The organism is Mesorhizobium sp. C432A (assembly GCF_030323145.1).
In the GTDB taxonomy this organism is placed as follows: Bacteria; Pseudomonadota; Alphaproteobacteria; order Rhizobiales; family Rhizobiaceae; genus Mesorhizobium.
The window spans coordinates 1449385-1474415 of record NZ_CP100470.1 but is presented as its reverse complement, the minus strand read 5'-3'; the positions used below and the strand labels follow the sequence as shown (position 1 = coordinate 1474415).

Sequence of the window (25031 nt, the reverse complement as noted above, 5' to 3'; positions counted from 1 at the left end):
ATGGCGCCGTTATTTGACCGCCCCGAGCGCCAGCCCGCGGACGAGATAGCGCTGCAGCCAGATGAACAGGATTGCCACCGGCAGCGTCGCCAGCAGCGTCGCCGCCATTACATGGTGCCATTCGATCGTGTAGCGGCCGGCGACCAGCGAGAACACCTGGATAGGCAGCGTGTAACTTTCCTGGCTGCGCAGCATTGTGAGCGCAACGACGAACTCATTCCATGCGTTGATGAAGGTGAAGATGGCGGTCACCGCTATTGCCGGCAGGCAAAGCGGCAGAAACACTTTTCGCAAGGTCAGCCATCGGCCGGCGCCTTCCATCCACGCTGCTTCCTCGAGATCGCGCGGGATGGTGTCGAAATAGCTTTGCAGCATCCACACGGTGAAGGCGACGTTGAAAGCCATGTAGATGACGCCGAGCGCGGTCGTGGATTCGATCAGACCCCAGGCCGCCATCAGCCGGAACAGGCCGAGCACCAGCACGATCGGCGAGATCATCTGCGAGATCAGCAGGAACTGGCGGAAGGCGCCATAGCCGGCAAAGCGAAACCGCGACATGGCATAGGCGGCCGGCACCGAGATCAGGATGGCGCCGACGGTGGCGATAACAGAGACATAGAGCGAATTGGCCAGCGCCTGGCCAAAGCCGGTCGCCACCCACATGTCGGCAAAATTCGACCAGTGGAATTCGCTTGGCCACCAGGTCGGCGACAGCACCTCCTGCCGCGGCTTGACCGCGGTCAAAAACATTACCGCGAAGGGGAAGATCGTCACCACGAGCAGCGGCGAAAGCAGCAGCCAGGCGATGATCGTACGCTTCAGCTTGGGCGTCATGTGCGCTGCTCCCGCATGGCAAGCCGCACATAGATCATGGTGAAGATCAAAAGGATGGCGAACATCAGCAGCGACACCGCCGATGCTTCACCCAGTTTGCCGATGCGGAAGGCCAGCTTGTAGAGATGGGTGACCAATATGTCGGTCGAGTTGGCCGGCCCGCCCTGCGTCATCACCCAGATGATCGGGAAGGAATTGAAGACGTAGATGGTGTTGAGCACGATGGCGATGTTGATGAACGGCTTCAGCAGCGGAAAGGTGATCTCGCGGAACTGCTGCAGCGGCGTCGCCCCCTCCAGGGCCGCCGCCTCGTAGAGGTCGTCGGGGATCGACGACAGGCCGCCGAGGAAGATGGTCGTGGTGAACGGTACCGTCACCAATATGCCGATCAGCACCTGCATCGGGAATGCCGTCTCGGCGCGCGCCAGCCACTGGATGTTTTCATGGATCAGGCCGAGCCCGATCAGCGCCGAGTTCAGCATGCCGCTTTCACCGTTGAGCGCCCAGCGCCAGACCACCGCCGTCATCGTCAGCGACACCGCCCAGGGCAGCATGATGATGACGCGGGCAATGCCGCGGCCGTAGAAATCGGTGTTGAGGATCATCGCCACCGGCACCGACAACAGCAGCGCGCCGCCGACCACCAGCAACGTCCACAGGCCGGTGCGCCAGAGTGCCGCCAGGAAATCGGGATCGGCGAGGAAGGCTGAATAATTGGCGAAATCGTTGAAGTCGCGTAGCTGGCCGAAGCGGCTGACGTCATGCGTCGAGATCTGGATCAGGTCCCAGACCGGCCAGAAGATGACGACCGCCGCCAGCAACAGGCTGGGCAAGGTCAGCAGATAGGGCAAGAAGCGATTTTGCATCGGCCGGTTTTGTACCGTGGTTCTGTGGCGCTGGCACGCCAGCTCGGATCAATCTTGCATATCGGTCTTTAGCAGCGCTTCAGAAGAATGCCTTTCCTCTCCCCCGTCGATCGGGGGAGAGGTGTCGAGCGAAGCTCGGGGGGTCGACCCTTGGGGCGCAAGGCGAGGTGATGTTTGCCCCTATTGCCCTTCCTATGTCCGTTCGCGGCGGTTGCCAGGTGGTTCCCCCACTCCGTCTCGGCTTCGCCGAGCCACCTCTCCCCCTCCGGAGGGAGAGGAAAGTGTGGCGCGCCCCGATCTCAGGGGCGCGCCGGGCGCAGGGAGATACGCCCTATTTCTTGATCACGGCGTTGGCCTTGGCAGCCGCTTCCTTCAAGCCTGCCTCGGGGTCGCCGCCGAGATAGATCTTCTGCATGGCATCCGAGGTGATCTGGGCGACTTCTTCCCAGCCGGGGATGACCGGCGCAAAGCGGGCGTCGGGCAGCAGCGCGGTGAACGCTGCCAGATCGGCATTGTTGACGTAATAGTCCATCTTGGCCTCTTCCTTGTTCACCGGCAGGAAGCCTTCCCCTTGCGTGAACTTGGCGCGCTGTTCGGTGGTGAACAGGAAGTCGAGCAGCTTCCAGGCCTCATCCTTGTTCTTGGAATTCTTGAACATGATGATGGAATCGGTGACGCCGTACGTGCCGCGCGCGCCGGTCGGTCCGGCGGGGATAGCGGCCACGCCATATTTCAGGTTCGGCGCCTCGTCCTTGATCTGGTTGGACAGGAAGGGCGCGGTGATCATCATGCCGACCTTGCCCTGCTTGAACAGGTTCTGGACGTCCTCGCGGTTGTTGGAGGTGACGCCGGGTTCCGTCAGGCCTTCGTCGATCATCGACTTGTAGAGCTTGGCGGCTTCGAGCGCGCCGGGCGTGCCGAGGCCCGACGTGCCATCCTTGTTGAGGATCTCGGTGCCTTGCGACCACATCGCATAGTAGTAATAGACGTCGGTCTCGATCTCCTTGCCCTGCAGGCCGAAGCCGAACGTGCCGGTACCCAGCGCCTTGATCTTGCGCGCATCCTCCTGCAACTCGGTCCAGGTTGCCGGCGGGTTGGCGATTCCGGCCTTCTCGAACAATTCCTTGTTGTAGTACATGGCGCGCGCCGAGGCCGCGATCGGCAGGCCGTAGGTCTTGCCCTCCATGATCGACGGCGACAGGAAGGTGTCGATGAAGCGGTCCTTGAAGTCTGGCTTGATGTAGCCGTCGAGCGGCTCGGCGACATCCTGCTGGACGAAATCGATCAGCCAGCGGGTGCCGATGATCGACAGGTCGGCATTGGTGCCGGCGGTGATGTCGGTGGTCAGCTTCTGCAGCAGCACGTCCCACGGCACAACTTCGAACTTGACGGTGATACCCGGGTTGGCTGCCTCGAATTCCTTTTTCACGGCTTCGAAATACGGGCCGGTCTTGGCGCTGTATTCGGCGACGGTTACGCGCACCTCGCCGGCATCTGCCTGCGCGGCCAGGGCGAGCAGGCTCATTCCGGCCATCAGGCCGACAGTCCATTTTGCAAGCTTCATTCGATCTCTCCCATTTGATTGCGCCTGCGCTCTTGCGGCTTCCAGGCGACCAAGGCTTTATGTGACTTTCCTACATTATCCATCATTTCACGCTGTGCAAGCGGATTATCCTGTTGCTTAATTACATTTCTTAAAATAGCGTTTTCCGACTATCGTAGATCCCAGGGAGGCGCGCAGGGTGGTTTCAACGGCCGAATTCGCGGGCAAGACCGTGCTGGTGACCGGCGCCGGCGGCGGGCTCGGCTCGGCTATTGTGGCGCTGCTGGCCGAACGAGGCGCGCGGGTCGTCGGCTGCGACCAGTCGCAAGATGCGTTGCGCAGCCCACACCTGGCGTCGCGTCACGCCTTCGACCTCCTCGACCGGGCTTCCATCGAGGCGGCGATACCAGCGATCCTTGAGAAAGATGGCGTTCCCGACATGCTGATCAACAATGCCGGCTGGACGCGCGCAGAGACGCTTGCCGCATTGACACCCGATAAGATTGAGCACGAGCTCGATCTCAATCTGACCGGGGTGATGCTGTTCGCCGATCCACTGATCAAGGCGATGGCCGCGCGCGGTTCGGGCAGCGTCGTCTTCATCTCTTCCGTCAACGCCATCGCCCACTTCGGCAACCCGGCCTATGCCGCAGCCAAGGCCGGCATCAATGCCTATGCCAAAGCGATCGCTGTGGAACTCGGCCGCAACGGGCTGCGCGCCAATGTCGTCTGCCCCGGCTCGATCCGCACTGCCGCCTGGGACCATCGCCTGGCCAAGAACCCGGATGTTCTCGGCAAGCTCAAGCGGCTCTATCCGCTCGGCCGCATCGTCGACGCCACGGAAGTGGCCGAAGCGGTGGCCTTCCTTGTTTCGGATCGCGCATCGGGGATAACCGGCGCGGTGGTGCCGGTCGACGCCGGACTGACCGCCGGCTTCCTGCCCTTCATCGACGACATATTGGGAGCCTGACCATGACCGATGTCGAGTTCCGCGACCTGTCGAAATCCTTCGGACGCCACAAGATCCTCGAAAACATCAGCCTCGACATCAAGAGCGGCGAGTTCGTCGTGCTGGTCGGCCCTTCCGGCTGCGGCAAGTCGACCTTGCTGCGCATGCTGGCCGGGCTGGAGCCGATCACCGCAGGCGACCTCTTGATCGGCGGCATGCGCGCCAACGATTTGCCGCCACAGCGGCGTAACATCGCGATGGTCTTCCAGTCCTATGCGCTGTTTCCGCACCTGAAAGCGGCCGACAATATCGGCTTTGGCCCAAAGATCCGCGGCGAAAGCCGCACGGCAATCGGCGCCAAGGTGAAAAAGGCCTCTGGCGTCCTCAACCTGTTCGCCTATCTCGACCGCTATCCCCGGGAACTGTCGGGCGGCCAGCGCCAGCGCGTCGCCATGGGCCGCGCCATCGTGCGCGAGCCCTCGGTGTTCCTGTTCGACGAACCGCTCAGCAATCTCGACGCGCAGTTGCGCGTGCAGATGCGCACCGAGATCAAGGCGCTGCACCAGCGGCTGAAATCGACCATCGTCTATGTCACCCACGACCAGATCGAAGCCATGACCATGGCCGACCGCATCGTGGTGATGGATCGCGGCAAGATCCAGCAGGTCGGCGCCCCGCTGGAGCTCTACGACCGTCCCGCCAACAAATTCGTCGCCTCCTTCATCGGCTCGCCGTCGATGAGCTTTGTGTCGGGGGCGCTTAAGACAACGCCCGAGAAAAGCTGGTTCCAATCGGCCGGCGGAGGGCGACTGGCGCTCGGCAGCAAGACGGTGCCGGCTGGCAGCACGGTCGAGGCCGGCATACGGCCCGAACACTTCGTCATCGGCGAGGCTGTCGACGCGATGGCGATCAAGGTCGATGTCGTCGAGCCGACCGGCTCGGAAACCCATGTCTATGGCGCCATCGGCGCTGACACGGTGCGCGCCGTGTTCCGCGATCGGATACAGGTCAAGCCGGGTGAAATGCTGCCGGTCTCGGTCGCGCCTGCAAACATCCATCTGTTCGACACGGCGACAGGCCTGCCGCTATGAGAGCTCCGGCATGAAAACGAAAACACCACGATGAAGACGACAACCCAGAAATGAAAACGCCGGCCGACATCATCACGCGCCTGCAGCTGATGTCGCAGGACGGCACCAAATCGGACCGCCGCCTGGCCGGCCTCGTGCTGACCGATCTCGACTTCGCCTCCAAGGCGGCAATCTCGGAAATTGCCGCGCGCGTCGGCGTCAGCGAGCCGACGGTCACCCGTTTCTGCCGCAATCTCGGCTGCGAGGGTCTGCGCGATTTCAAATTCTACCTGGCGCAGGCGATTGCCATTGGCGGCCAGTATCTGTCGCCCGAACCGCTGAACCGCGACGCGCGCGAGCAGCGCATTGCGTCGGCCATCACCGAAGCGGCAATCGCCGCCATCCAGCGCGCCAGCGAAAACCTCGACATGAAGACGCTGGTGGGCGTGGCCGCGCGCATCGTCAGTTCGGGCAATGTGCTGTGCATCGGCTCCGGCGGCATTTCCTCGATGATGGCGACCGAGATGCAGAACCGGCTGTTTCGGCTCGGCGTGCCGGTGCTGGCGCAGATCGACGGGCAATTGCAGCGCATGTATGCCGCGGTCGCCACATCGGAGACGACGCTGATCGCGTTCTCGGTGTCCGGCTATGCGCGCTCGGTGATCGACGCCGTTCAGGTGGCCCAGCAATATGGCGCCACCACCATCGCCGTAACCCCGCCGGAATCAGCGCTCGCCAAGGCCGCCGATACCGTCATCCAGTTCCAGTCGCTGGAGGACGGCAACATCTACAAGCCGACCTCGTCGCGCTATGCTCTGCTGTCGATCATCGACATGATCGTCACCTCCGTGGCCGAGACGCGCGGACCCAGGGTTCTCGAAAACCTGCGCCGCATCAAGCAGAGCGTGAACACGCTGAAGGTCGACGATCCAAAGTTGCCGCTGGGGGATTGAGGACTAACGGCCGAGCGCTTTGATGCTCGTCACCAGCGCCGCCGGATCGCCATTCACGCGTAGCGTCTTCAAGCGAGCGGTAGCGCCAGCAACGACCGACACCGCCGATGCGGGAACTCCCAGCGCCTTGGCGACAAGTCTTTGCAATGCTTGATTGGCGGCGCCATTCTCCGGCACGGCGCGCACGCGGGCTTTTAGGTGGCAGCGCCCGTCGGCCGCCGTCTCCGCGCCTTCGAGCCTGTCCACCGCTGCCTTGGGCGTCAGCCGCACGAACAGGTCGATGCCGTCCTCGCGCAGACGGTACGGCAAGCTGGTGGCAGAGGTCACATCGGCCCGATGCCGAACATCGGCTGAACGGTGTAGTTCAAGAACATGCTGATAAATGTCAGCGCCAAAAGCAGAATGATTGGTGAAATGTCTACACCGCCGAGGTCGGGCAGAAGGCGGCGAATCGGTCGCAAAGCCGGCTCGGTCAGTCGATAGAGCGTGGTACCGATGGAGTTGACGAGCTGATTGCGTGAATTGACGACGTTGAAGGCGTAAAGCCACGAGAAGATGGCCGCGCCGATTATGATCCACCAATAGATACTTAGTGCGGCATGCAGCGTGTAAAAGACGGCGACCATCAGTAGCTCCTTGCGAACGCACGACATGTAGCCACTGCATCCGGAACCGGCAAGACCCGCTTTCCCAAGTGCGCCATGCCGCTATCTTGGTGAGCCGTTTCGTCTTGACAGGAAACCGCAGCCTTCGATAAATGCGCCATCCGCTGGACGGGGCTGTAGCTCAGCTGGGAGAGCGCGTCGTTCGCAATGACGAGGTCAGGAGTTCGATCCTCCTCAGCTCCACCAGCGGATTTTTCCTGCCTGTCGACACATCTGACTTCCGAGACGTCTCGTCAAAGCCCCGTCTTCGCTGCGAGATAGGGCGCCAGGGCAAGCGAGTAGCTGGCGGTCAGATGATGACTGTCCCGCCAGACGATGATGTTGCCGACAACTGCCGGGCATAGTTGCGGCCCGCAAATCGCATCGACCATATCGATAGCGCGCACATTTTTCTGTCCCTCCGCGGCCAGCGCCAACACGTTGCTCCGCTCAATATCGCTCAGTTTGGTGACGCATTTCGTTGGCGTCGAACTCAGGCATTCGCCCGGGTCGAATTTCATATAGGGCGTGTTGCGGATGGCAACGATTTGCGAGCCGGCGTCCGTCAGCCCGCCCCAGAGACTTCGCAGCCCCTCGATCATCACGTCTTGCTGAACCGCTCCGTAATTGGACTGGCTGGTGAAGATCAGATCCGGTTTCAGCTTTAGGATCTCGGCCAGCACCTTTTCGTGCCACTGCGCGCATAAGACGTTGGGTTTGCCATCCGCCGTGATGGCCACGCGGGTGAATGGGCAGGCGGATTTTGTAAAGGTAACCAGTTTGAAGTTGCGGTCCTTTGAGATCTTGTCCAGTGCCGGCACCCACTGGGCTGCATGAGAATCTCCCACCAGAACCATTGTTTTCGCACCCGTGGGATCGCCTAGAGAGCATCGTTTGGGCTCCGAGCTTTCCTCCTGGTGGCACTTCCTTGCATACACGACCGGCACGTCCCGCCTCAGCCGGGCCAGCGGCGGCAGAAGGTTCACACCGTCCGGGACCACGGCGCCGGAGACGAGAGCGGCGGGCCCAGGGTAGGAAGGCGTGCCGATCAGCGCGGTGTCGATGCGTTCGGTCTTCAGAAAGAGCAGCAGGCTGCCGGATGCGGCCACGCATGTGAGAACCGCCGCGGTGCCGTATCCCAGCGGCTTCCACCAGGCGCCGCCCCGAGCTTGCCGGTAGCGCTGCTCAACATATCGATAGGACAGATCCGATAGAAGCAGGGTCGCCGCAATCAGGCCGAAACCGCCGGCAAGGGTCAGCGAATGACCCTGCGCCTGGAAGATGGTGATCAGCGGCCAATGCCATAGATAGACCGAGTAGGAGCGATCGCCGATGAAACGAAGTAGCAAGGAATCGAGCCCACGAAACCGGCCGACTTCAACCTCGCCAGCCAGGATGACAAGCACGGTGGCCAAGGTCGGCAACAACGCACTGACACCGGGAAATGGAGTTGCAGCGGAAAACAGCAAGGCGGACGAAACGATGCCCAGGATGCCGGCAATCGCCAGCCACTGTCTAGTGAGTGCCGCCAGTCGAAACCGGTGTTCGGTCAGCACCAGCAGACCACCCAACGCCAATTCCCACAGGCGGGTATGGCTGACGAAATAGGCCTGGGCCGGATCCGTTGCCGTCAAAACGACAGAGGCGACAAGCGATGCCGCGAAAATGAGCGACATCGCCCCGATCAGGCAGGCTCGCAGCGGAAGGTCACGGCGGCGCGCCAGCCAGATCACGCCGATCATGAGCACCGGCCAGACGATGTAGAACTGCTCTTCGATGGAAAGCGACCAGTAATGTTGCACCGGGCTCGGCAAGGTGTCGGCCTCGAGATAGCTGACCGCAATCGAGGCCAGCCGCCAGTTCTCGACATAAAGAGCGCTCGCCACGATCTGGTTGCCTATTTCCTCCCAGCGCGCCTTTGAGATGAAAAGCAGCGTGCCCAGCAATGCGACCAGCAGCACCAGGGTTGCTGCCGGCAACAACCGTCGCACCCGTCGCGAGTAGAATTCGATCAGTGAGACGCGACCGTCGCGCAGCGCCATCTGTGCCAGCAGGCCGGTGATCAGATAGCCAGAGATGACGAAAAAGACGTCGACGCCGACATATCCGCCAGGCAGCACAGCCGGCCATATGTGATAGACCACGACAAGAGCGACGGCCAGTCCGCGCAACCCCTGTATTTCGGGCCGAAACCGGCGGTCCTGATCGATTGTCACCGGGTATCCCCCAACAGTCTCAGCCGGCCTGGATCAACCGGCCAGTCCCCGCCACGATCTTCATAAGGGCAGAGTGCCGTGAGGCAAGAGCCGATCGCAGCAGTTCATTCCCTTTCCGTCTCCAGCCCGCTCACCAGCGTGTCGACGAAACCCAGCAGCTCACTTTCGAGGTCGGTGGACGCCAGGCCAATGAAACGGTCTTCGAGCGAGATGGCGACGATCCCATGCACGGCGGAGAACAGCGTGCGCGCGCGGGCCAAAAGCTCCGGCGTTGCCGCCGCCGGGAGCAGCGCCGCCAGCGGCTCGACCAGATGCTGGATCAGCACCGCATGTTCGGCCAGATGCCATTCGGGCACCGCCACGCCTGGCGCCATACGGTGCTCGAACAGCGCCTTCCACGCCATGCGATTGTCGCGGGCGAAGCCGAGATAGGCCTCGGCCAGCGCCTTCAGCCTTGCCCTAGGCTCGGCGACGCCGGTCGCCTCTTGCTGCAGGGCCGCCCCCAGCCTGGCCAGTGTGATCGAATTGACGTGCAGGATGAGCTCGTCGAGGTCTGCGAAGGCGGTGTAGAGCGCGCCCAGCGCGCAGCCGGCATCGGCCGTGATGTCGCGCGCACGCAGACCGGCGAGCCCCGAGGACTGGATGCGCGCTTGCGCGGCCTCGATCAGCCTGCCTTTGAGGTCCTCGCGTTTGGCGTCCCGTTTTGCGGTCATTAACCTTCTCTTATGCGCAATTATGAACACCGTTCATTTTCTCCTTGAACGCCGTTCACAATGTGCTACTTTGCCTCATGAACAACGTTCATAGAGGAGAAACGGAAATGTTGAAACAGTTTTTTGCTCTCGTTCGCGGCCGAAGCTACGAAGCCGCCGAGGCGGTCGTCGACCGCAACGCGCTGATAATCCTGCGCCAGCAGATCCGCGATTGCGCCGACGCTATCGCGGCCGCCCGCCGGGCGGTTGCAATTGCCATCGCCCAGAACGAACAGGAAGTCGCGCAGTTCAAGAAGCTTGTCCTCCGCATCGACGATTTGGAGAAGCGCACGATCGCCGCGATCGAGCAGGGACAGAATGAACTGGCCCGCGAAGCCGCCGAAACCATCGCCATGCTGGAAGCCGAACGCGACGCCTCCGCCGAGGCGCAGAAAAGCTTCGGCACCGAGATCGAGCGTCTCAAGCGGATTATCCGCGTCTCCGAAATGCGCCTGCGCGAATTGCAGCGCGGCCAGCGCATCGTTGCCGCGGTCGACTCGACCCAGCGCCTGCGAGAAAGCGCGCCCGGCTCCAGCCTGTCGGCGCTCAGGGACGCCGAGGAGACGCTGCTGCGCCTGCGCACCAGGCAAAAGCAGATCGACGCCACCGCGGCCGCCATGGCCGAGATGGAACAGTCGGGCGATCCTGCCGCGGTCTCAGAGAAGCTTGCGGCCGCCGGCTGCGGCGCGCCGCTGAGAAGCAGCGCCGACGCCGTGCTCGAACGGCTCACGAAGACCATGACCAAGCCGGCCTGATTGTTATCCAGTCTGATTGTATCCGGCCTGATGGTATCCAGCCTGATTGTATCCAGCCTGAAACAGACCCACGCCCAACCAACCTAACCTTGAAACGAAAGGACCATATCGATGACCCCGAACACCTATTCCCCCAAGGACTCAAGCGCCTGGAAGACCTTCACCATGGCCAGTTTCGCCGTTGCCGCCACAATGATGGCCGGCGGCATCTACTTCATGGAGGCGAGCTTCGCCGCCAAGGGGTTTTATGCCATGGCCGCCATCATGCTCGTGCACACCTCGATCACCATCACCAAGACACTGCGCGACTCGGAAGAGGCAAGCCGCTTCATCAACCGGCTGGAAGACGCCAAGACCGAGAAGTTGCTGATGGAAGTCAGCCGCAGTAACGAAGTGTAACCGGGTTCCCGCTAAACAAGGCTCAACGCGCAAGACCGCTGATCAATCCAGCCAGGATTTTAATCGGTCTTGCCCAATGGAAGTCGCCGCTATGGAAATCGCCCCGATCAACCGACCGACAGCTCATCTGATGACGTCCAGGCGCTTTGCGCCCTTGTTCTGGACGCAGTTCCTGTCCGCCTTCAACGACAATTTCCTCAAGAACACGCTGGTGTTCCTTATTCTGTTCACGCTGGCGGCGGACCAGGCGGCATCACTGGTCACCTTGGCGGGCGCCGTCTTCATGGCCCCCTTCCTGCTCCTGTCGGCGCTCGGCGGCGAGCTCGCCGACCGCTTCGACAAGGCTCTCATAGCCAAGCGTCTGAAATTCGCCGAGATCGCCGCGGCGGGTGTCTCCGTCGTCGGCATCGCCCTGTCGTCCATTCCCGTGCTGATGACGGCGCTGTTGATGTTCGGCATCATCTCGGCGCTGTTCGGACCGATCAAATACGGAATCCTGCCCGATCACCTCGAACGCAAGGAACTGCCCAAGGCCAACGCCTGGATCGAGTCAGCCACGTTTGCCGCGATTCTCGGCGGCACCATAGCCGGCGGCGTCGTTTCCGCCGATGGTATCGGCGTCGCGGTGTTCGGACCGATCATGATGGCGCTCGCCGTCGGTTGCTGGCTCGTCAGCCGCTATATCCCGTCCACCGGTTCGGCGGCGCCCGACCTTGTCATCGACAAGAACATCTTCCGCTCGACCTGGCGCCAGGTCACCGAATTGCGCACCGACACGCGCATCTGGCGCGCCGGCCTGATGACGTCTTGGTTCTGGCTGATCGGCGCCATCGTGCTCTCGCTCCTGCCGGTGCTGATCAAGGATTCGCTCGGCGGCAACGAAATGGCCGTCACCGTCTACCTCGCCGTGTTCGCCGTCTCGATCGCCATCGGTTCGGCCATCGCCGCCTGGATGTCGCAGGGCCGCATCGTGCTGTTGCCGGCACCGGTCGGCACGGCGCTGCTCGCCCTGTTCGGCCTGCATCTCGCCTGGACCATCTCCGGCATGACGCCGTCGCCCCAGGCGGAAACCCTTGGCGCATTCTTCGCCGGCCCAAACACGATCCGCGTCGCCATCGACCTCGCCGGCATGGCCATTGCAGCCGCTTTCCTGGTGGTGCCGACCTTCGCCGCCGTGCAGGCCTGGTCGCCCGAAGCGCGGCGCGCCCGGGTCGTCGCCGCCGTCAGTATCGTCAATGCCGGCTTCATGACTGGCGGCGGCATCATCATGGCCCTGATCCAGACGAAGGTCTCGACCGGCGGCATCCTGTTCGGCCTCGCCGCGGCCAATGCGATTGCCGCCTGGCTGATGCTGAAATATTTGCCGACGAACCCCTTCCGTGACTTCGTCTCCATCCTGTTCCGCGCTTTCCTGCGCCTCGAAGTCGAGGGCATGGAAAACCTCAAGGCGGCCGGCAAGGCGCCGATCCTGGCGCTCAACCATGTCAGCTTCCTCGACGGTCCGCTCGCCTTGACGCTGACCGATGAGGAGCCGGTCTTCGCCATCGACTACACCATTGCCCAGGCCTGGTGGATGAAGCCGTTCATGAAACTTGCCCGCGCTTTGCCGCTCAACCCGGCCAAGCCGATGTCGACCCGCACGCTGATCAAGATCGTGCAGGGCGGCGATCCGCTGGTGATCTTCCCGGAGGGACGCATCACGGTGACCGGCGGCCTGATGAAGGTCTATGACGGCGCCGCCATGGTTGCCGACAAGACCGGCTCGATGGTTGTGCCGGTGCGCATCGACGGGCTGGAGAAGACCTACTTCTCGCGGCTGAGCTCGCAGCATGTGCGCCGCCGCCTGTTCCCGAAGGTCAAGGTGACCATTCTGGAACCGGTCAAGCTCGAGGTGCCGCAAGAGCTGAAGGGCCGCAAGCGCCGCGCCGCGGCGGGTTCCGCGCTCTACCAGGTGATGTCGGATCTCGTTTTCCGCACCCAGGACATCGACAAGACCGTACTGGAAAAGATCATGGAGACGGCGAACGAACGCGGCATGAAACAGCTCGCAGTTCAGGATCCGGTCACCGGTTCTCTCAGCTACAGCAAGCTGCTCACGGCTGCCGCCGTGCTTGGTGAGAAGTTCCAGAACCTTTATGCCGACCAGCAGACGCTGGGCATCATGCTGCCCAACGCCAACGGCTCTTGCGCGACGCTGCTCGGCGTCATGTCCGCCGGCAAGGTTCCGGCGATGATGAACTTCACCGCAGGTGCCGCCAATATTCTGTCCGCCTGCAAGGCCGCCGAAGTCCGCACCGTGCTGACGTCCCGCGCGTTCGTCGAACAGGCAAAGCTCGGCGCTGTAGTCGAGGAACTCGGTCGCTCGGTCGACATCGTGTGGCTCGACGATCTCAGAAAGACCATCAGTCTCAAGGATAAGCTGCTCGGCTTGCTGCGCAAGTCGACGCCGCGCGCGAAACGCAAGCCCGGCGATGCGGCGGTGATCCTGTTCACCTCGGGTTCGGAAGGCACGCCGAAGGGCGTCGTTCTGACCCACCGCAACATCCTGGCCAACGCCGCCCAGGCGGCGTCGCGTATCGACTTCCATTCGGGCGACAAGGTGTTCAACGTGCTGCCGATCTTCCACTCCTTCGGCATGACCGCGGGCACGGTGCTGCCGTTGATCTCCGGCGTGCCGGTCTATTTCTACCCCTCGCCGCTGCACTACCGCCTCGTGCCGGAACTGATCTACGGCTCGAACGCGACGATCATCTTCGGCACCGACACCTTCCTCTCCGGCTATGCCCGCACCGCGCACCCCTACGACTTCCGCTCGATACGCTATTGTTTTGCCGGCGCGGAACCGGTCAAGACAGCGACGCGCATGACCTATATGGAGAAGTTCGGCCTACGCATCCTCGAGGGCTACGGCGTCACCGAGACGGCGCCGGTGATCTCCATCAACACGCCGATGTACAATCGCTCTGGAACCGTCGGCAAGATCATGCCCGGCATGGAATACCGCCTCGATCCGGTCCCCGGCGTCGACGAAGGCGGCCGGCTGTTCGTGCGCGGCCCCAATGTCATGGCCGGTTATCTCCGGGCCGAGAAGCCCGGCGTGCTCGAACCGCTGGAGGACGGCTGGCATGATACGGGCGACGTCGTCGCTATCGACGAAGGCGGCTTCATCACCATTCGCGGCCGCGCCAAGCGCTTCGCCAAGATCGGCGGCGAGATGATCTCGCTCGCCGCTGTCGAAGCGCTGGCCGGCGAATTGTGGAAGGGCTCGCTGTCGGCGGTCGCCACGGTGCCCGACGCGCGCAAGGGCGAAAAGCTGATCCTCATCACTGAGGCATCCGGCGCCACACGAGCGGAATTCCTCGCCTACGCCAAGGCCAACGGCGCCATGGACCTGATGGTCCCGGCCGAAGTGCGGGTGGTCTCAAAGGTACCGGTCCTTGGCTCCGGCAAGCTCGACTTCGCGGCCGTGACAAAAATGGTGCGCGACGAAGAGGCCTTGAAGACCAAGGCCGCCTGACCCGGCTACGGCAACGGGCCGACGCAAGAGCCGGCCCGTTCAGTATGATCAACCCTTCGCATGCCGCTGCGAGATCAGCATCGCCATGCGCTGCACTGCCCGCAGCTCCATTTCCACGCCCGGCGACGATGCCAGCGCCGGCATGTTGAGCGCCACCACGGTCAGCGGATCGAGCGTCGCCAGCAGCACATGGGTCGCCTCATATTTCTCGAACAGCCATGCCAACTGCTCGCGTATGTTCTCGTCCACGGGTGAATCCGGCTGGACATCGGCGAGCGAGCGCACGGGCTCCTGCTCCAGTGCCCGGGCCAGCACCTTGAGGTCGAAATCACCGAGGTCGGCTGCCGGCAGGATCAGCGCGCCGTCGACAAGGATATGGCTCTGCAGGCCGCGCAGGAAGCGCGCCGAATCGGTGAGATCACCCTCGGCCATATGCTTCAGCAACGAGTCGCGGCGCTTCTCCGCGGTGAGGCTGACGCTGTCATTGTAGATGACTGCCAGCAGCGTCGCCGACAGCACGATCACCACGCCCTGCACACTGCCGCGCCAGCCGAGATCGTCGATGCCGCCCAGCGCCAGCCCGGCGAAAACCGAGCTCAGCGTAATCACGGTAAAGGCGCCGATCGTGTCGCGATGGCCGAGGCTCGCGCGTCCAAGGCCGATCGTCAGCCAACACAGGAACAGGATGGCGATGCCGCCAAGCCGAACCGGCACTTCGAACAGGCCGGGCCGGTAGTCGGTGACCATGAACGGAATGATCAACAGCAGCGACAGCGCCATGCGCTCGACCGTGCGGTTTTCGGCCGCCGACAGGCTGTCGCGATCGCGCGTCATCACCAGCCAGCCGATGGCGAGAAAACCTCCGAACTGGAAGGCAAGTAGTACCGCCATCCGCCATGGCTCGGCAAAGCGTTCCGGGATCGGCGCCAGCAGTAGAAACAGCAGGGCGCCGCCGGCGGCAAAGAACTTTAGCGCAAACGGCGCATGCCGGCGCAACAGCCCCTCGGTCAGCAGCAGTGCGGCCAGCGGCAGCAGACCCGCCGCCGCGATGGTGACGAAGCGGAAGAGTGCGAGGCCGGTAGTCCAGTCGAGGATGCGGCAGGCGAGCAGAACCGTCAGCACCCGCAAACCGAACAGAAAACGCCGCGACAGCGGATCGCCCGTGTCGCGCCCGCCTATGATCGATATCACGACAAGCAGGCCAACCAGCGCCGCTAGCGAGGTGATGGTGTCGGCGACGAGCGTGCCGTCGAGGTTCATCATCGGCCGGCTGCCATCAGCTTGCGGATAAACCGAGACGCCACGAATGAAGCCATCAGCGTGTCCATGGTCTCAGCACATTCCATTGGCGGGTGCTATCGGCCCAGTGAACCACCGGCAGCACCAGCCGCTGCAGCGTGGCGGCCGCGCCGGCCACGGCAAGTGCTGCAAGCGAGCGGCGCGGAACCGTGTCGGCGAGAAAGGTGCGCGCCGACTGGAAGCTCATCTGGCCGATCTGCAGCACATCGTCGCCGCGCCCGTAGTCGAGTTCCTTGCGGCAGAACTCGTTAAAGGTCTCCTCGCGGTGCTTGGCCGTCTCGTCGAAGGTTTTCTTCAGATCGTCCGAGCCGCCCGTATAGGCATTGGTGATGACGAAACGCTCTTCGTCGAAACCCGCTTCGGGGCCGACGCCGAAGACATGGCGGTGCCGCGCCATGATCTGCCGCGCCAGAAGCACATGGGTCAGCGAGCGCCGCGCGCCGGCATGCGGTCCGGGAAACACATTGCTGAACGCCTCCGCGACCATGCCGACGACGGCCGGCACCTGGCTGACGTTGGAGATCCAGATCGGCCTGAACTGGTTGCGCAAAAACATCAGGAAGCAGGTCAGGCCGTAGAGGATCCAGCTGAGACCGCGGCTGCGCTCGTCCGGATCGATCATGACCAGACCGAGGTGCAAGACTTCATAGGGCTTGCCGGCCAGCGAAATCTCCATCAGCGCCAGCGCGTTGAAGGCGATCGGCCGCCCGTCGCTGCGGCGATAGACGATGGTGATGATGGAATGTTCCAGCCGGCTGCGGTCACCGGAAAACACACCGTAGGTCAGGCTGCCGACTTTCAGCGTCTTCGACGCCACCAGCCGCAGATCGCTGCTCAACTGCTCCAGCTCGGCCGCCTTCATCCAGCGCCCGGGCCGCTCCACGACACGCGTCTCGTAGTCGGCGGATACGCGCATGCGCACATCCATGAACCGACCCGGCAGCAGCTGCAGAACCGCCTTGAGCACTATTTTTCCCCGTGGCAAGAACTCCGACCGTATAGTGGCCGCCGTCCACCTAAGACGCGGTAAACCCGAGACGGCAGTTCTTGGTTGTACTCAACAAAGTAAAAGAACAGCTGCCAGCCAGTGCGGGCTCAGCTTTCCGCAGCAACCAGATGGCCGCCGCCGACATCGTTCAGCGCCAGCTTCAGCGGCGCCTCCCCGATCCTGCGGGTGGCGCTCGGGATTTCCTGGTCGAGGCGCGCGAAGCGCGTTCTGCGCTGCGCCGGATCGGGCACCGGCACGGCGTCGATCAGCCGCCTGGTGTAGGGATGGCGCGGGTTGGAAAACACCTGGTCGCGCGTGCCCATCTCGACGATCTGGCCGAGATACATGACGGCAACGCGGTCGGAAATGTTCTCGACCACCGCCATGTCGTGCGAGATGAAGAGATAGGCGACGCCGAATTCGCGCTGCAATTCCTTCAGCAAATCGAGCACACGCGCCTGCACCGAGACGTCGAGCGCGGAGACGCTTTCGTCAGCGATGATCAGTTTTGGTCGTAGCGCCAGCGCTCGGGCGATGCAGACGCGCTGGCGCTGGCCACCGGAGAATTCGTGCGGGTAAAGCTCCATCTGGTCGGCCGACAGGCCGACACGCTCGAACAGCGCCCCCACTCGTTCGCGGCGCTCGTCCTTGGAGGCGATGCCATGAATCACCAGCGGCTCGGCGACGAGCTCGCCGACGCGCATGCGCGGATCGAGCGAAGCGAAGGGATCCTGGAAAATCATCTGGACGTCACGGCACACCGCCTTGCGCTCGTCGCGGCCAAGACCGGAGAGATTGCGCCCGCCAATGACGATGTCGCCGCTATACGGCGCCAGTCCGGCCAGCGCCTTGGCGGTCGTCGACTTGCCGCAGCCGGATTCGCCGACCAGAGCAAGCGTTTCGTTGGGCGCGATCGAGAAGCTGACGCCCTCGACGGCGTGGACGCGGCGGGTGACCTGGCCAAAGATGCCGCCACGCAGATCGAAGCGGACATGCAGGTCGTTGATCTCGGCGACATTGGCCGGTTTCAAGACGTCAATCGCATCCCTGGATTTCTGTCGACCGACGCCACTGCCGATGCGCGGCACGGCAGCCAGCAGTTCGCGCGTATAGTCGGCCTGCGGCTGGACAAAAATATCCGATGTCGTGCCTTCTTCGACCATGCGGCCGTCGCGCATGACGATGACCCGGTCGGCCATTTCGGCAACCACGCCCATATCGTGGGTGATCAGGATGACGCTGGTGCCATGCTGGCGCTGCAGGTCGCGCAACAGTTCCAGCACTTCGCCTTGCACGGTGACGTCGAGCGCCGTCGTCGGTTCGTCGGCGATCAGCACGTCGGGCTCGAGCGCCAGCGCCATGGCGATCATCACCCGCTGGCGCATGCCGCCGGAGAGTTCGTGCGGAAACTGCTTTAACCGGCTTTCCGCCTCCGAAATGCGCACCGCCTTCAACGCCTCGATGGCGCGCCGGCGGGCTTGCGCCGACGACAGGCTGGTATGCGCCTCGATTGATTCGGTGAGTTGCCGGCCGATCGACAGAACCGGGTTGAGCGAGGTCATCGGCTCCTGGAAGATCATGGCGATGCGGTCGCCGCGAATGCGCCGCATCTGGCGTTCGTCGAGGGTTGCTAGGTCGGTGTCGCCCCGATTCCCATCCCGAAGACGGATCATGCCTGACGATATGCGCGCCGCCGGCTGCGGCAAAAGCTGCATGATCGCCAGCGCGGTCATCGACTTGCCGGAGCCGGATTCGCCGGCAATGCAGAGCGTCTCGCCGCGCGCCAGCGTCAGCGACAGGTTGGAGACGACATCGCGCTCGCCGTCCTCGCCGCGCACGCTGACGGAGAGGTTGGCGATGGAGAGGATGGGGTTGTCGGCGAGGGTCATTGTGGGTGGAGCCCTGCGACGGATTGGTTCCGTCGCACCATTCGCACAAACCTTGGCGCTGACCCCCACCCGGACCTCCGGTCCGACCTCCCCACAAGGGGGAGGTAGGGTGGCAGCGCTTTACCCTCCCCCTTGTGGGGAGGGTCGCTGCGAAGCAGCGGGGTGGGGGTGCGGCGCCGACGTACCGTCATTCAAACACGCAACGCGGAAAATAGAACGACACCACCCAGTTCGGCATGTCGACGATCTCGCTGATGCGCAGGTCCCCGCACACCGAGGCCAGCAAATAGGCCTCGACCGGATCGATCTGGTAACGCCCAGCGAGCAGATCGACCATCTGCGCCACCGCCTCCTTCGCGCCCGCCATCAGATCCGGCCCAATCCCCGTCGTCACCTCGTAACCCTTGGCGTCGAGATGGCGCGTCACCGGGCCCGGCGTGGTGAAGCGCGGCGTCTTCAGCCTGGCGTCCTTGACAAGGTCGAGCTTGAGCACGACGTCCATCGGGCTCTCGATCGCCGTGCCGCAGACCTCGCCATCGCCTTGTGCGGCGTGCGTATCGCCGACCGAGAACAGCGCGCCGGCCACCTCAACCGGCAGATAGAGCGTCGTGCCGGCAGCGAGATCGCGGATGTCGAGATTGCCGCCGACCCGCCGTGGCGGCACCACCGAGTGAAGCCCCATCTCAGCCGGCGCATTGCCGATGGTGCCGGCGAACGGCTTCAGTGGCACGCGCGCGTTTTTCCCGAACAGCGCCGGTTCGAGCGCGGCTGCATCGTATTTCCAGATGTTCAGCGCCGGTTCCGTGAAGTCGTCGGCGAGCAGGCCGAAACCGGGAATGTTCGCCGTCCAACCGAAGCCGGACGGTTTGAACATCTCGATCGTCACCTTGAGCGCGTCACCCGGCTCGGCGCCCTCGACGAAGATCGGCCCGGTCACCGGGTTGACCCCGGCGAAGTCGAGCTTGACGATTTCGGCGACCGTGCTGTCGGCGTTCAGCTGGCCGCCGGCGGCATCGAGGCACTGGAACTCGATGGTCGCGCCGGGCGCCACCCGCTCGGCCGGGATAAAGGAATTGTCCCAGCCGAAATGGTGATGGCGCCCATGGATGGTGTAGTCGCAGCTATTGCACATCTTTTACGTACACATTGTCATAGTTGATCGGGATATGGACCGGGTCGACATAGAGGTTGTCGGCGCCGCCCATTCGGGCGGATTTCATGGTGAAGCGCTGTTCGTTGAAGACCGGCGCCCAGGGCGCGTCTTCCATCACCTTGTCGTAGATGGCGCTCCACATCTTGTCGCGTTCGCCGGCCTTTGCCGGGTCGACCACAGAATCCGCCTCGGCCGCCTTGGCGTCGAGGTCCTTATTGCAGTACCACGACCAGTTCCAGCCGCCCGGCACCGCGCCGGCGCAGCCGAGGATCGGGCCGTAGAAATTCGACGGATCGGGGAAGTCGGCGATCCAGGCCATGCCGCCCGACCAGATCATCGGCGCGCCGGCCTTGTCACCGCCGGCGGCGATGACATTGGCCTGCGCCAGCGACTGGATGCTGGCCTTGATGCCGATGGCCGCCAGGTCCTGCTGGATCGCCTGGGCAATGCGCGGGTTGGGATCGGTGTTCATGGCGAACAGCTGCGTGTCGAAACCATCGGGATGACCGGCCTCGGCCAGCAGCGCCTTGGCCTTGGCTACGTCATAGGGATAACCTTTGTATTCCTTGTCGTAGCCCGGCATCGACGGCGGCAGCGGCTGGTTGGCCGGCACGGCGCGGCCGTTGATGATCTGGATGATGCGCGCCTTGTTGAGCGCCATGTTGACGGCCTGACGCACCTTCACATTGTCGAACGGCGCCATGGTAGTGTTCATGGTGACGTAGCCGGTGTGCAGCTGACCGCCTTCGACGACGCGCGCCTTCTGCTCGGGATCGGCCATCACCTCCTGGAATTTTGCCGGCGGAATGCCGTCGCCGGGCACATCGATCTCGCCCTTCTGCAAGCGCAGCAGCGCCACGATCGGTTCCTGGCCGATCTCGAAGGTGATCTTGTCGAGATGCGGCAGGCCCTTGTGCCAGTAATCCGCATTGCGCTCGAAGACGATGCGTTGGCCGAGTGTCCACTCGGCGAGCTTGAAGGCGCCGGTGCCCACCGGATGCTTGCCGAAATCGGCGCCATATTTCTCGACCTCTTCCTTCGGCACGACATGGGCGAAATTGATGGCCATGACATGCAGGAAGGTGGCGTCGGGCCGGGTCAGCTCGAACTTCACCGTGTAGGGATCGACGACGGTGACGCCGGAAAGGCCTTCGGCCTTGCCGGCGGCGACATCGTCATAGCCCTTGATCGAGCCGAAGAAGCCAGCGCCGGGGCTCTGCGTCTTCGGATTGGTGACGCGGTCAAGCGAATATTTCACGTCGTCGGCCGTCATCTCGCGGCCATTGTGGAATTTCACGCCATGGCGCAGCTTGAAGGTGAAGGTCTGGCCGTCGGGCGAAATCTCGTAGCTTTCGGCGAGGTCGGGCTTCAAATTGGTGGTGCCCGGCTCGTAATCCATCAGCCCATCGAACAGGCTCTTGATCATCGACCAGTTCTGCCAGTCATAGCCGATCGCCGGATCGAGGGTCGCAACATCGTCCTTGTAGGTGATGGTGATGGCGCCGCCTTCCTTGGCGTTGGGATCGACCGTGTCTTCGGCGCGGACGCTTGTCATGCCGAGCATGAGGGCCAAGGCGGATGCCGCGACTGTGGATGCGAGAAACTTTTTCATTGTTGTGTTCCCTTTCTCTGTTTCATTTTCATCTGAGCTTGATGCGGGGATCGATGAACGGCGCGATGATGTCGGCGAGCAGATTGCCGAGCACGATGGCGAAGGCCGACACCAGCGTGACGCCCATGATGATCGGAATGTCGACGCGCTGGATCGCCTGCCACGCCAGCTGACCGATGCCGGGCCAGCCGAACACGCTTTCGACGACGACGATGCCGCCCATGAAGATGCCGATGTCGATGCCGATCATGGCGATGACCGGCAGGATGGCATTCGGCAGTGCGTGGCGGAATATGATGGCGCTGCGCGCCAGGCCCTTGGCCCGCGCCGTGCGGACATAATCCTGGCGCAGGACGTCTATCATCGACGAGCGCATCATGCGCGCATACCAGCCGGCGCCGAGTACGCCCATGGTCAACGACGGCAGCACCAGATGGCGCCATGTGCCGTAGCCGCCGATCGGAAACCAGCTTAGCCGCACGGCAAAGACGTAGAGCAGCAACAGGCCAACCACGAATTGCGGCGCCGAGACGCCGACGAAGGAGGCGACCATCAGCGTCTGGTCGGTGGCGGTGCCGCGCTTGACGGCCGCGATCAGGCCCATCGAGAGCCCGATCAGCAATTCGCAAAGGATGGCGCCGACCATCAAAAGCAGGCTGGCCGGCAGCCGCGAGACGATGAGTTCGGTGACCTCCGAGCGCTGGATGTAGGAGCGGCCGAGATCGCCGCTGAGTAGCTTCGTCAGATAGTGCCAGTACTGGACCACGAAAGGCTGGTCGAGGCCGAGTTGCTGGCGGATGTTTTCCACCGTCTGCGGCGTGGCACTGCGGCCGGCGATCTGCCGCACCGGGTCGGCCGGCAAGAGGTAGAGCAGCGCAAAAGTGATCAGCGAGACGCCAAGCAGGATGAGCAGCGACTGGATCAGCCGGCGGCCGAGATAGGCGATCATGACCGGCCCCCCATTATTCCCGGCCCCTTTGCGTCGGATCGAGGATGTCGCGCAACGCGTCGCCGATCAGATTGAAGGCCAGCGCCAACGCGAGGATTGCGGCGCCGGGGAAGAACACCAGCCAGGGCGCGGCCTGGAAATAGGTCTGGTTCTCGAAAATGATGTTGCCCCACGACGCGGTCGGCGGCTGCACACCGATGCCGAGGAAGGAAAGCGTCGCCTCGAGCAGAACCGTGGTCGAGATGCCGAGCGTGCCCCAGACGATGATGGTCGGCAGCAGATGCGGCAGGATGTGGCGAAATAGGATGCGCGGCGCACTCGCCCCGATGCTGCGCTCGGCATCGATGAACTCGCGCTCGGCCAGCGATGAGGTCTCGGTGTAGATGACACGCGCCGTCTGCACCCAGTTGACCAGCGCGATGACCATGGCGACGATCCACAGACTCGGCTGAAACACTGCCGCCAGGCAGATGGCGAGCAGCAGCGCCGGGAACGCCATCATCAGATCGGTGAAGCGCATCAGCGCACTGCCGATCCAGCCGCGGAAATAGCCTGCGGTGACGCCCACCAAAGTGCCGATCAAAAGCGCCACGCCATTGGCGACGATGCCGATGATGAGCGAGGTGCGGGCGCCGTAGAGGATGCGGGTCAAGAGGTCACGTCCGAGCAGGTCGGTGCCGAGCCAGTACTGGGCGCTGGGCGGCAGCGGCGAGCCCTCGATGGTCAGGCCGTCGAACATCTGCTCGTTGGGGTCATAGCCGGTCAGCCGGGGCGCCAGCACAGCGCCGGCAAGGACAATGGCGACGATGACCAGGCCGAGCAGCGCGAGGCGGCGTTTCACCAGCCGGCGCCAGACACCGGCGCGCGGTTTTGCCGGCATGCGCACCGGTAGATCAGGCGCGATGGGACTGGTCATCGCCGCCTTCTTCCCCCGTCGCTTCCTCGCTTGTCATTGCCACGATCCGACGCGCGGCATCCTCGACGCTGATCTGCCAGCTCATCGCCAGCGAACGCAGCTGCGCATAGGCGCGCTCGTCGTCGCTGCCTTTCGACAAGGCCGTCACCGCGCGCACGATGGTCTGGCGCTCGGCGACGCGCTGGCGCAGCGACGCTATCTCGCCGGCTAAATGTTTTCGGGCCTCGAAACTCTGTCTCGCGATCAACAGAGCGCTGTAGACGCCGGCATTGCCGACCGGCTTCAGCAGCTGCGCATCGGCCTTGTGCGACAGCGCCCATTCGATACGCCCCGGCGCCTCGGAACCGATCAGCGCCACCAGCGGCATCGGCGCCTCGCCCGGCTTCCACGGGAATTGCTCGTCGAAACCGAGATCGGCATCGAAGAAGACGAAATCGGCGGCGAGAGCTTCCGGCGGCAATTCCGGCCAGCAGTCGATCGTAGCCAGGCCGATGGCCGACAATTGCCTGGTGATGGCCTGCACCGTCGGATGCGGGCGATGCAGGATGAAAGCCCGCGCGCCGCCGAGATTGGGGATGCGCGTCCGGGTCATGACACCACTCTCAGACGCGGACGGCCGAACGTCTTGGCGGGGTCGTAGCGCGACAGATATGGATCCGGCGCGACCTCATCCTCCTGGCTGACGACCTCGAAGAAGCCATCGGCGATCCGGCCGATGATCACCGGCAGCGTCGCGTGCTGGGAGTGGGCGTCGATGGCGATCGGCCCGAGCCGGGTGGAGAAGCGCCGCTCGGCGAAGGCTTTGGAAAATTCCGCCGGGCCGGCATCAGTGTCGCGCGACAGCACGTCGGCCATCACCTGCACCGAGGCATAGGCGGAGGCCTCGAAGGACGAAGCGAAGGCAGCCGGCCGGGGCGCGAAATAGGGCCCGACCGACAGATGCCCTTTCCCTGTATCGCCGATCGCCGGCAACTCGCCTTCGGTGAGGTTGCAGGAGATGACGGGGCAGTTTTCCGGCCTGAATGCCGCATCCTCATCGCCCAGCTCGCGGTAAGCCGCCAGGAAGGCGTAGGATGAGGTGCCGATCAGATTGTTGAGGATGAAGCTCGGCCTCGTCGCCCGGATTTCCGCGATCAGCCGCGACACGTCGGTCTCGCCGATGCGCAGATAGCGCTCGCCCAGCACTTTGCCGCCGGCATCCGCGATCAGGTCGCGCGCCACGCGGTTCATCTCCCAGCCCCAAATGTAGTTCGAGCCGAGCAGGAAGCCGTTGGCGCCGAAACGCGGCACGACATGCGCCATCAGCGGAACCAGATGCTGGTTGGGGCAGGCGTGCATGTAGACGACATGCTCGTTGGCCTCGAACCCTTCATAGGGGCAGGCATACCAGAGCATGCCGGCGGCCTTCTCCAGCACCGGGATGGTTTCCTTGCGGCTCCACGAGGTGACGCAACCGACGACATGGCGCGCGCTGCTGGTCCTGAAAATGTCCTCGCACAAAGTCGCGTAGCGATCGGCATTACTTTGCGGATCGCGCTCTACCGGAACCAGTTCGATGCCATAGCTCCGATCGGCATTGATGTCGGCGATGGCGCGCATGGCGCCCATCCGGCACGCATCGGAGACCAGCTGGTAGCTGCCCGAGCGGGAATACAGGATGCCGATCTCGATACGCCGTTTCAAACCGATCCTCAGAAATGACAATGCCCCGCAGCCAGCGCCGGAGG

The 25031-nt window shown here is 63.4% G+C and carries 22 protein-coding genes and 1 tRNA gene; 7 read left to right on the top strand and 16 right to left on the bottom strand.

The window, feature by feature from the left end; translation table 11 throughout:
- Positions 1 to 9: 9 nt before the first annotated feature.
- From NLY33_RS07055 to NLY33_RS07045, 3 genes are all read right to left on the bottom strand, one after another.
- Positions 10 to 834: a carbohydrate ABC transporter permease gene (locus NLY33_RS07055; RefSeq protein WP_023668609.1), complete on the bottom strand. Its 825-nt coding sequence runs from the start codon at positions 832 to 834 to the stop codon at positions 10 to 12.
- On the bottom strand, positions 831 to 1700 hold the full coding sequence (locus tag NLY33_RS07050) for a carbohydrate ABC transporter permease (protein WP_023681441.1): 870 nt from the start codon (positions 1698 to 1700) through the stop codon (positions 831 to 833). The genes NLY33_RS07055 and NLY33_RS07050 overlap by 4 nt, the downstream gene beginning before the upstream one ends.
- Positions 1701 to 2031: 331 nt before the next feature.
- Positions 2032 to 3264 (bottom strand): ABC transporter substrate-binding protein, encoded by a 1233-nt coding sequence (locus NLY33_RS07045; RefSeq protein ID WP_023681442.1) that lies wholly within the window; start codon positions 3262 to 3264, stop codon positions 2032 to 2034.
- A 178-nt stretch (positions 3265 to 3442) separates the two neighbouring features.
- Here NLY33_RS07045 and NLY33_RS07040 point away from each other — a divergent pair, with 178 nt between their 5' ends.
- From NLY33_RS07040 to NLY33_RS07030, 3 genes are read left to right on the top strand one after another with little or no spacing between them, the layout of a single operon-like run.
- Positions 3443 to 4213 (top strand): SDR family NAD(P)-dependent oxidoreductase, encoded by a 771-nt coding sequence (locus NLY33_RS07040; RefSeq protein WP_023704977.1) that lies wholly within the window; start codon positions 3443 to 3445, stop codon positions 4211 to 4213.
- Between the two features lie 2 nt (positions 4214 to 4215).
- Complete coding sequence (locus NLY33_RS07035; RefSeq protein WP_023704978.1) at positions 4216 to 5283, top strand: ABC transporter ATP-binding protein; 1068 nt, start codon at positions 4216 to 4218, stop codon at positions 5281 to 5283.
- Positions 5284 to 5333: 50 nt separating this feature from the next.
- On the top strand, positions 5334 to 6215 hold the full coding sequence (locus NLY33_RS07030; protein WP_023704979.1) for a MurR/RpiR family transcriptional regulator: 882 nt from the start codon (positions 5334 to 5336) through the stop codon (positions 6213 to 6215).
- A 3-nt stretch (positions 6216 to 6218) separates the two neighbouring features.
- Here the strand turns inward: NLY33_RS07030 and NLY33_RS07025 are convergent, their stop codons facing one another.
- Positions 6219 to 6542 (bottom strand): DUF167 family protein, encoded by a 324-nt coding sequence (locus tag NLY33_RS07025; RefSeq protein ID WP_023704980.1) that lies wholly within the window; start codon positions 6540 to 6542, stop codon positions 6219 to 6221.
- Positions 6539 to 6841, bottom strand: coding sequence for a YggT family protein (locus tag NLY33_RS07020; protein ID WP_023704981.1), 303 nt, complete (start codon positions 6839 to 6841; stop codon positions 6539 to 6541). The genes NLY33_RS07025 and NLY33_RS07020 overlap by 4 nt, the downstream gene beginning before the upstream one ends.
- A gap of 149 nt (positions 6842 to 6990) precedes the next feature.
- Here NLY33_RS07020 and NLY33_RS07015 point away from each other — a divergent pair.
- Positions 6991 to 7066 (top strand) — tRNA-Ala (locus NLY33_RS07015).
- A gap of 47 nt (positions 7067 to 7113) precedes the next feature.
- On the opposite strand, the gene NLY33_RS07010 is transcribed toward NLY33_RS07015, so the two are convergent.
- Both NLY33_RS07010 and NLY33_RS07005 read right to left on the bottom strand, forming a co-directional pair.
- Positions 7114 to 9075 (bottom strand): acyltransferase family protein, encoded by a 1962-nt coding sequence (locus tag NLY33_RS07010; protein ID WP_084013599.1) that lies wholly within the window; start codon positions 9073 to 9075, stop codon positions 7114 to 7116.
- A gap of 104 nt (positions 9076 to 9179) precedes the next feature.
- On the bottom strand, positions 9180 to 9788 hold the full coding sequence (locus NLY33_RS07005; RefSeq protein WP_023704983.1) for a TetR/AcrR family transcriptional regulator: 609 nt from the start codon (positions 9786 to 9788) through the stop codon (positions 9180 to 9182).
- A gap of 107 nt (positions 9789 to 9895) precedes the next feature.
- Between NLY33_RS07005 and NLY33_RS07000 the strand changes: the two genes are divergently transcribed.
- The 3 genes from NLY33_RS07000 to NLY33_RS06990 all read left to right on the top strand — a co-directional run bounded on the left by NLY33_RS07000 (position 9896) and on the right by NLY33_RS06990 (position 14498).
- On the top strand, positions 9896 to 10582 hold the full coding sequence (locus NLY33_RS07000) for a PspA/IM30 family protein (RefSeq protein WP_023681449.1): 687 nt from the start codon (positions 9896 to 9898) through the stop codon (positions 10580 to 10582).
- 111 nt (positions 10583 to 10693) lie between these two features.
- Entirely contained in the window at positions 10694 to 10981 is a 288-nt protein-coding gene (locus NLY33_RS06995; RefSeq protein ID WP_023668598.1) for a YiaA/YiaB family inner membrane protein, read from the top strand.
- A gap of 91 nt (positions 10982 to 11072) precedes the next feature.
- Positions 11073 to 14498 carry an acyl-[ACP]--phospholipid O-acyltransferase gene (locus tag NLY33_RS06990; protein ID WP_023704984.1) on the top strand — a complete coding sequence of 1142 codons (3426 nt, stop codon included), beginning with the start codon at positions 11073 to 11075 and terminating at the stop codon, positions 14496 to 14498.
- A gap of 48 nt (positions 14499 to 14546) precedes the next feature.
- Here the strand turns inward: NLY33_RS06990 and NLY33_RS06985 are convergent, their stop codons facing one another.
- The 9 genes from NLY33_RS06985 to NLY33_RS06945 form a co-directional block, all read right to left on the bottom strand.
- Complete coding sequence (locus NLY33_RS06985) at positions 14547 to 15761, bottom strand: hypothetical protein (protein WP_023704985.1); 1215 nt, start codon at positions 15759 to 15761, stop codon at positions 14547 to 14549.
- A gap of 52 nt (positions 15762 to 15813) precedes the next feature.
- Positions 15814 to 16764 carry a hypothetical protein gene (locus NLY33_RS06980; RefSeq protein ID WP_031196424.1) on the bottom strand — a complete coding sequence of 317 codons (951 nt, stop codon included), beginning with the start codon at positions 16762 to 16764 and terminating at the stop codon, positions 15814 to 15816.
- A gap of 128 nt (positions 16765 to 16892) precedes the next feature.
- On the bottom strand, positions 16893 to 18674 hold the full coding sequence (locus NLY33_RS06975) for an ABC transporter ATP-binding protein (protein WP_023704986.1): 1782 nt from the start codon (positions 18672 to 18674) through the stop codon (positions 16893 to 16895).
- Between the two features lie 187 nt (positions 18675 to 18861).
- Positions 18862 to 19806 (bottom strand): acetamidase/formamidase family protein, encoded by a 945-nt coding sequence (locus NLY33_RS06970; protein WP_023704987.1) that lies wholly within the window; start codon positions 19804 to 19806, stop codon positions 18862 to 18864.
- Positions 19796 to 21391, bottom strand: coding sequence for an ABC transporter substrate-binding protein (locus NLY33_RS06965; protein ID WP_488473745.1), 1596 nt, complete (start codon positions 21389 to 21391; stop codon positions 19796 to 19798). Before NLY33_RS06965 ends, NLY33_RS06970 begins: the two co-directional genes overlap by 11 nt.
- Positions 21392 to 21467: 76 nt before the next feature.
- Entirely contained in the window at positions 21468 to 22388 is a 921-nt protein-coding gene (locus NLY33_RS06960) for an ABC transporter permease (protein ID WP_023698726.1), read from the bottom strand.
- Positions 22389 to 22401: 13 nt separating this feature from the next.
- Positions 22402 to 23304, bottom strand: a complete 903-nt coding sequence (locus NLY33_RS06955) for an ABC transporter permease (protein WP_023668590.1) — start codon at positions 23302 to 23304, stop codon at positions 22402 to 22404.
- On the bottom strand, positions 23282 to 23896 hold the full coding sequence (locus NLY33_RS06950) for an ANTAR domain-containing response regulator (protein ID WP_023668589.1): 615 nt from the start codon (positions 23894 to 23896) through the stop codon (positions 23282 to 23284). Before NLY33_RS06950 ends, NLY33_RS06955 begins: the two co-directional genes overlap by 23 nt.
- Entirely contained in the window at positions 23893 to 24987 is a 1095-nt protein-coding gene (locus NLY33_RS06945; RefSeq protein WP_023704989.1) for a transporter substrate-binding protein, read from the bottom strand. Before NLY33_RS06945 ends, NLY33_RS06950 begins: the two co-directional genes overlap by 4 nt.
- Positions 24988 to 25031 lie beyond the last annotated feature (44 nt).

Coding starts and splice junctions, on each gene's coding strand:
- NLY33_RS07055 (WP_023668609.1), bottom strand. CDS start 834: ATGACGCCCAAGCTGAAGCGTACGATCATCGCCTGGCTGCTGCTTTCG.
- NLY33_RS06965 (WP_488473745.1), bottom strand. CDS start 21,391: ATGCTCGGCATGACAAGCGTCCGCGCCGAAGACACGGTCGATCCCAAC.
- NLY33_RS07020 (WP_023704981.1), bottom strand. CDS start 6,841: ATGGTCGCCGTCTTTTACACGCTGCATGCCGCACTAAGTATCTATTGG.
- NLY33_RS06970 (WP_023704987.1), bottom strand. CDS start 19,806: ATGTGCAATAGCTGCGACTACACCATCCATGGGCGCCATCACCATTTC.
- NLY33_RS06985 (WP_023704985.1), bottom strand. CDS start 15,761: ATGATGAACCTCGACGGCACGCTCGTCGCCGACACCATCACCTCGCTA.
- NLY33_RS07045 (WP_023681442.1), bottom strand. CDS start 3,264: ATGAAGCTTGCAAAATGGACTGTCGGCCTGATGGCCGGAATGAGCCTG.
- NLY33_RS07050 (WP_023681441.1), bottom strand. CDS start 1,700: ATGCAAAATCGCTTCTTGCCCTATCTGCTGACCTTGCCCAGCCTGTTG.
- NLY33_RS07030 (WP_023704979.1), top strand. CDS start 5,334: ATGAAAACGCCGGCCGACATCATCACGCGCCTGCAGCTGATGTCGCAG.
- NLY33_RS07035 (WP_023704978.1), top strand. CDS start 4,216: ATGACCGATGTCGAGTTCCGCGACCTGTCGAAATCCTTCGGACGCCAC.
- NLY33_RS07000 (WP_023681449.1), top strand. CDS start 9,896: ATGTTGAAACAGTTTTTTGCTCTCGTTCGCGGCCGAAGCTACGAAGCC.
- NLY33_RS06975 (WP_023704986.1), bottom strand. CDS start 18,674: ATGACCCTCGCCGACAACCCCATCCTCTCCATCGCCAACCTCTCCGTC.
- NLY33_RS06990 (WP_023704984.1), top strand. CDS start 11,073: ATGGAAATCGCCCCGATCAACCGACCGACAGCTCATCTGATGACGTCC.
- NLY33_RS06955 (WP_023668590.1), bottom strand. CDS start 23,304: ATGACCAGTCCCATCGCGCCTGATCTACCGGTGCGCATGCCGGCAAAA.
- NLY33_RS06960 (WP_023698726.1), bottom strand. CDS start 22,388: ATGATCGCCTATCTCGGCCGCCGGCTGATCCAGTCGCTGCTCATCCTG.
- NLY33_RS06950 (WP_023668589.1), bottom strand. CDS start 23,896: ATGACCCGGACGCGCATCCCCAATCTCGGCGGCGCGCGGGCTTTCATC.
- NLY33_RS06995 (WP_023668598.1), top strand. CDS start 10,694: ATGACCCCGAACACCTATTCCCCCAAGGACTCAAGCGCCTGGAAGACC.
- NLY33_RS07005 (WP_023704983.1), bottom strand. CDS start 9,788: ATGACCGCAAAACGGGACGCCAAACGCGAGGACCTCAAAGGCAGGCTG.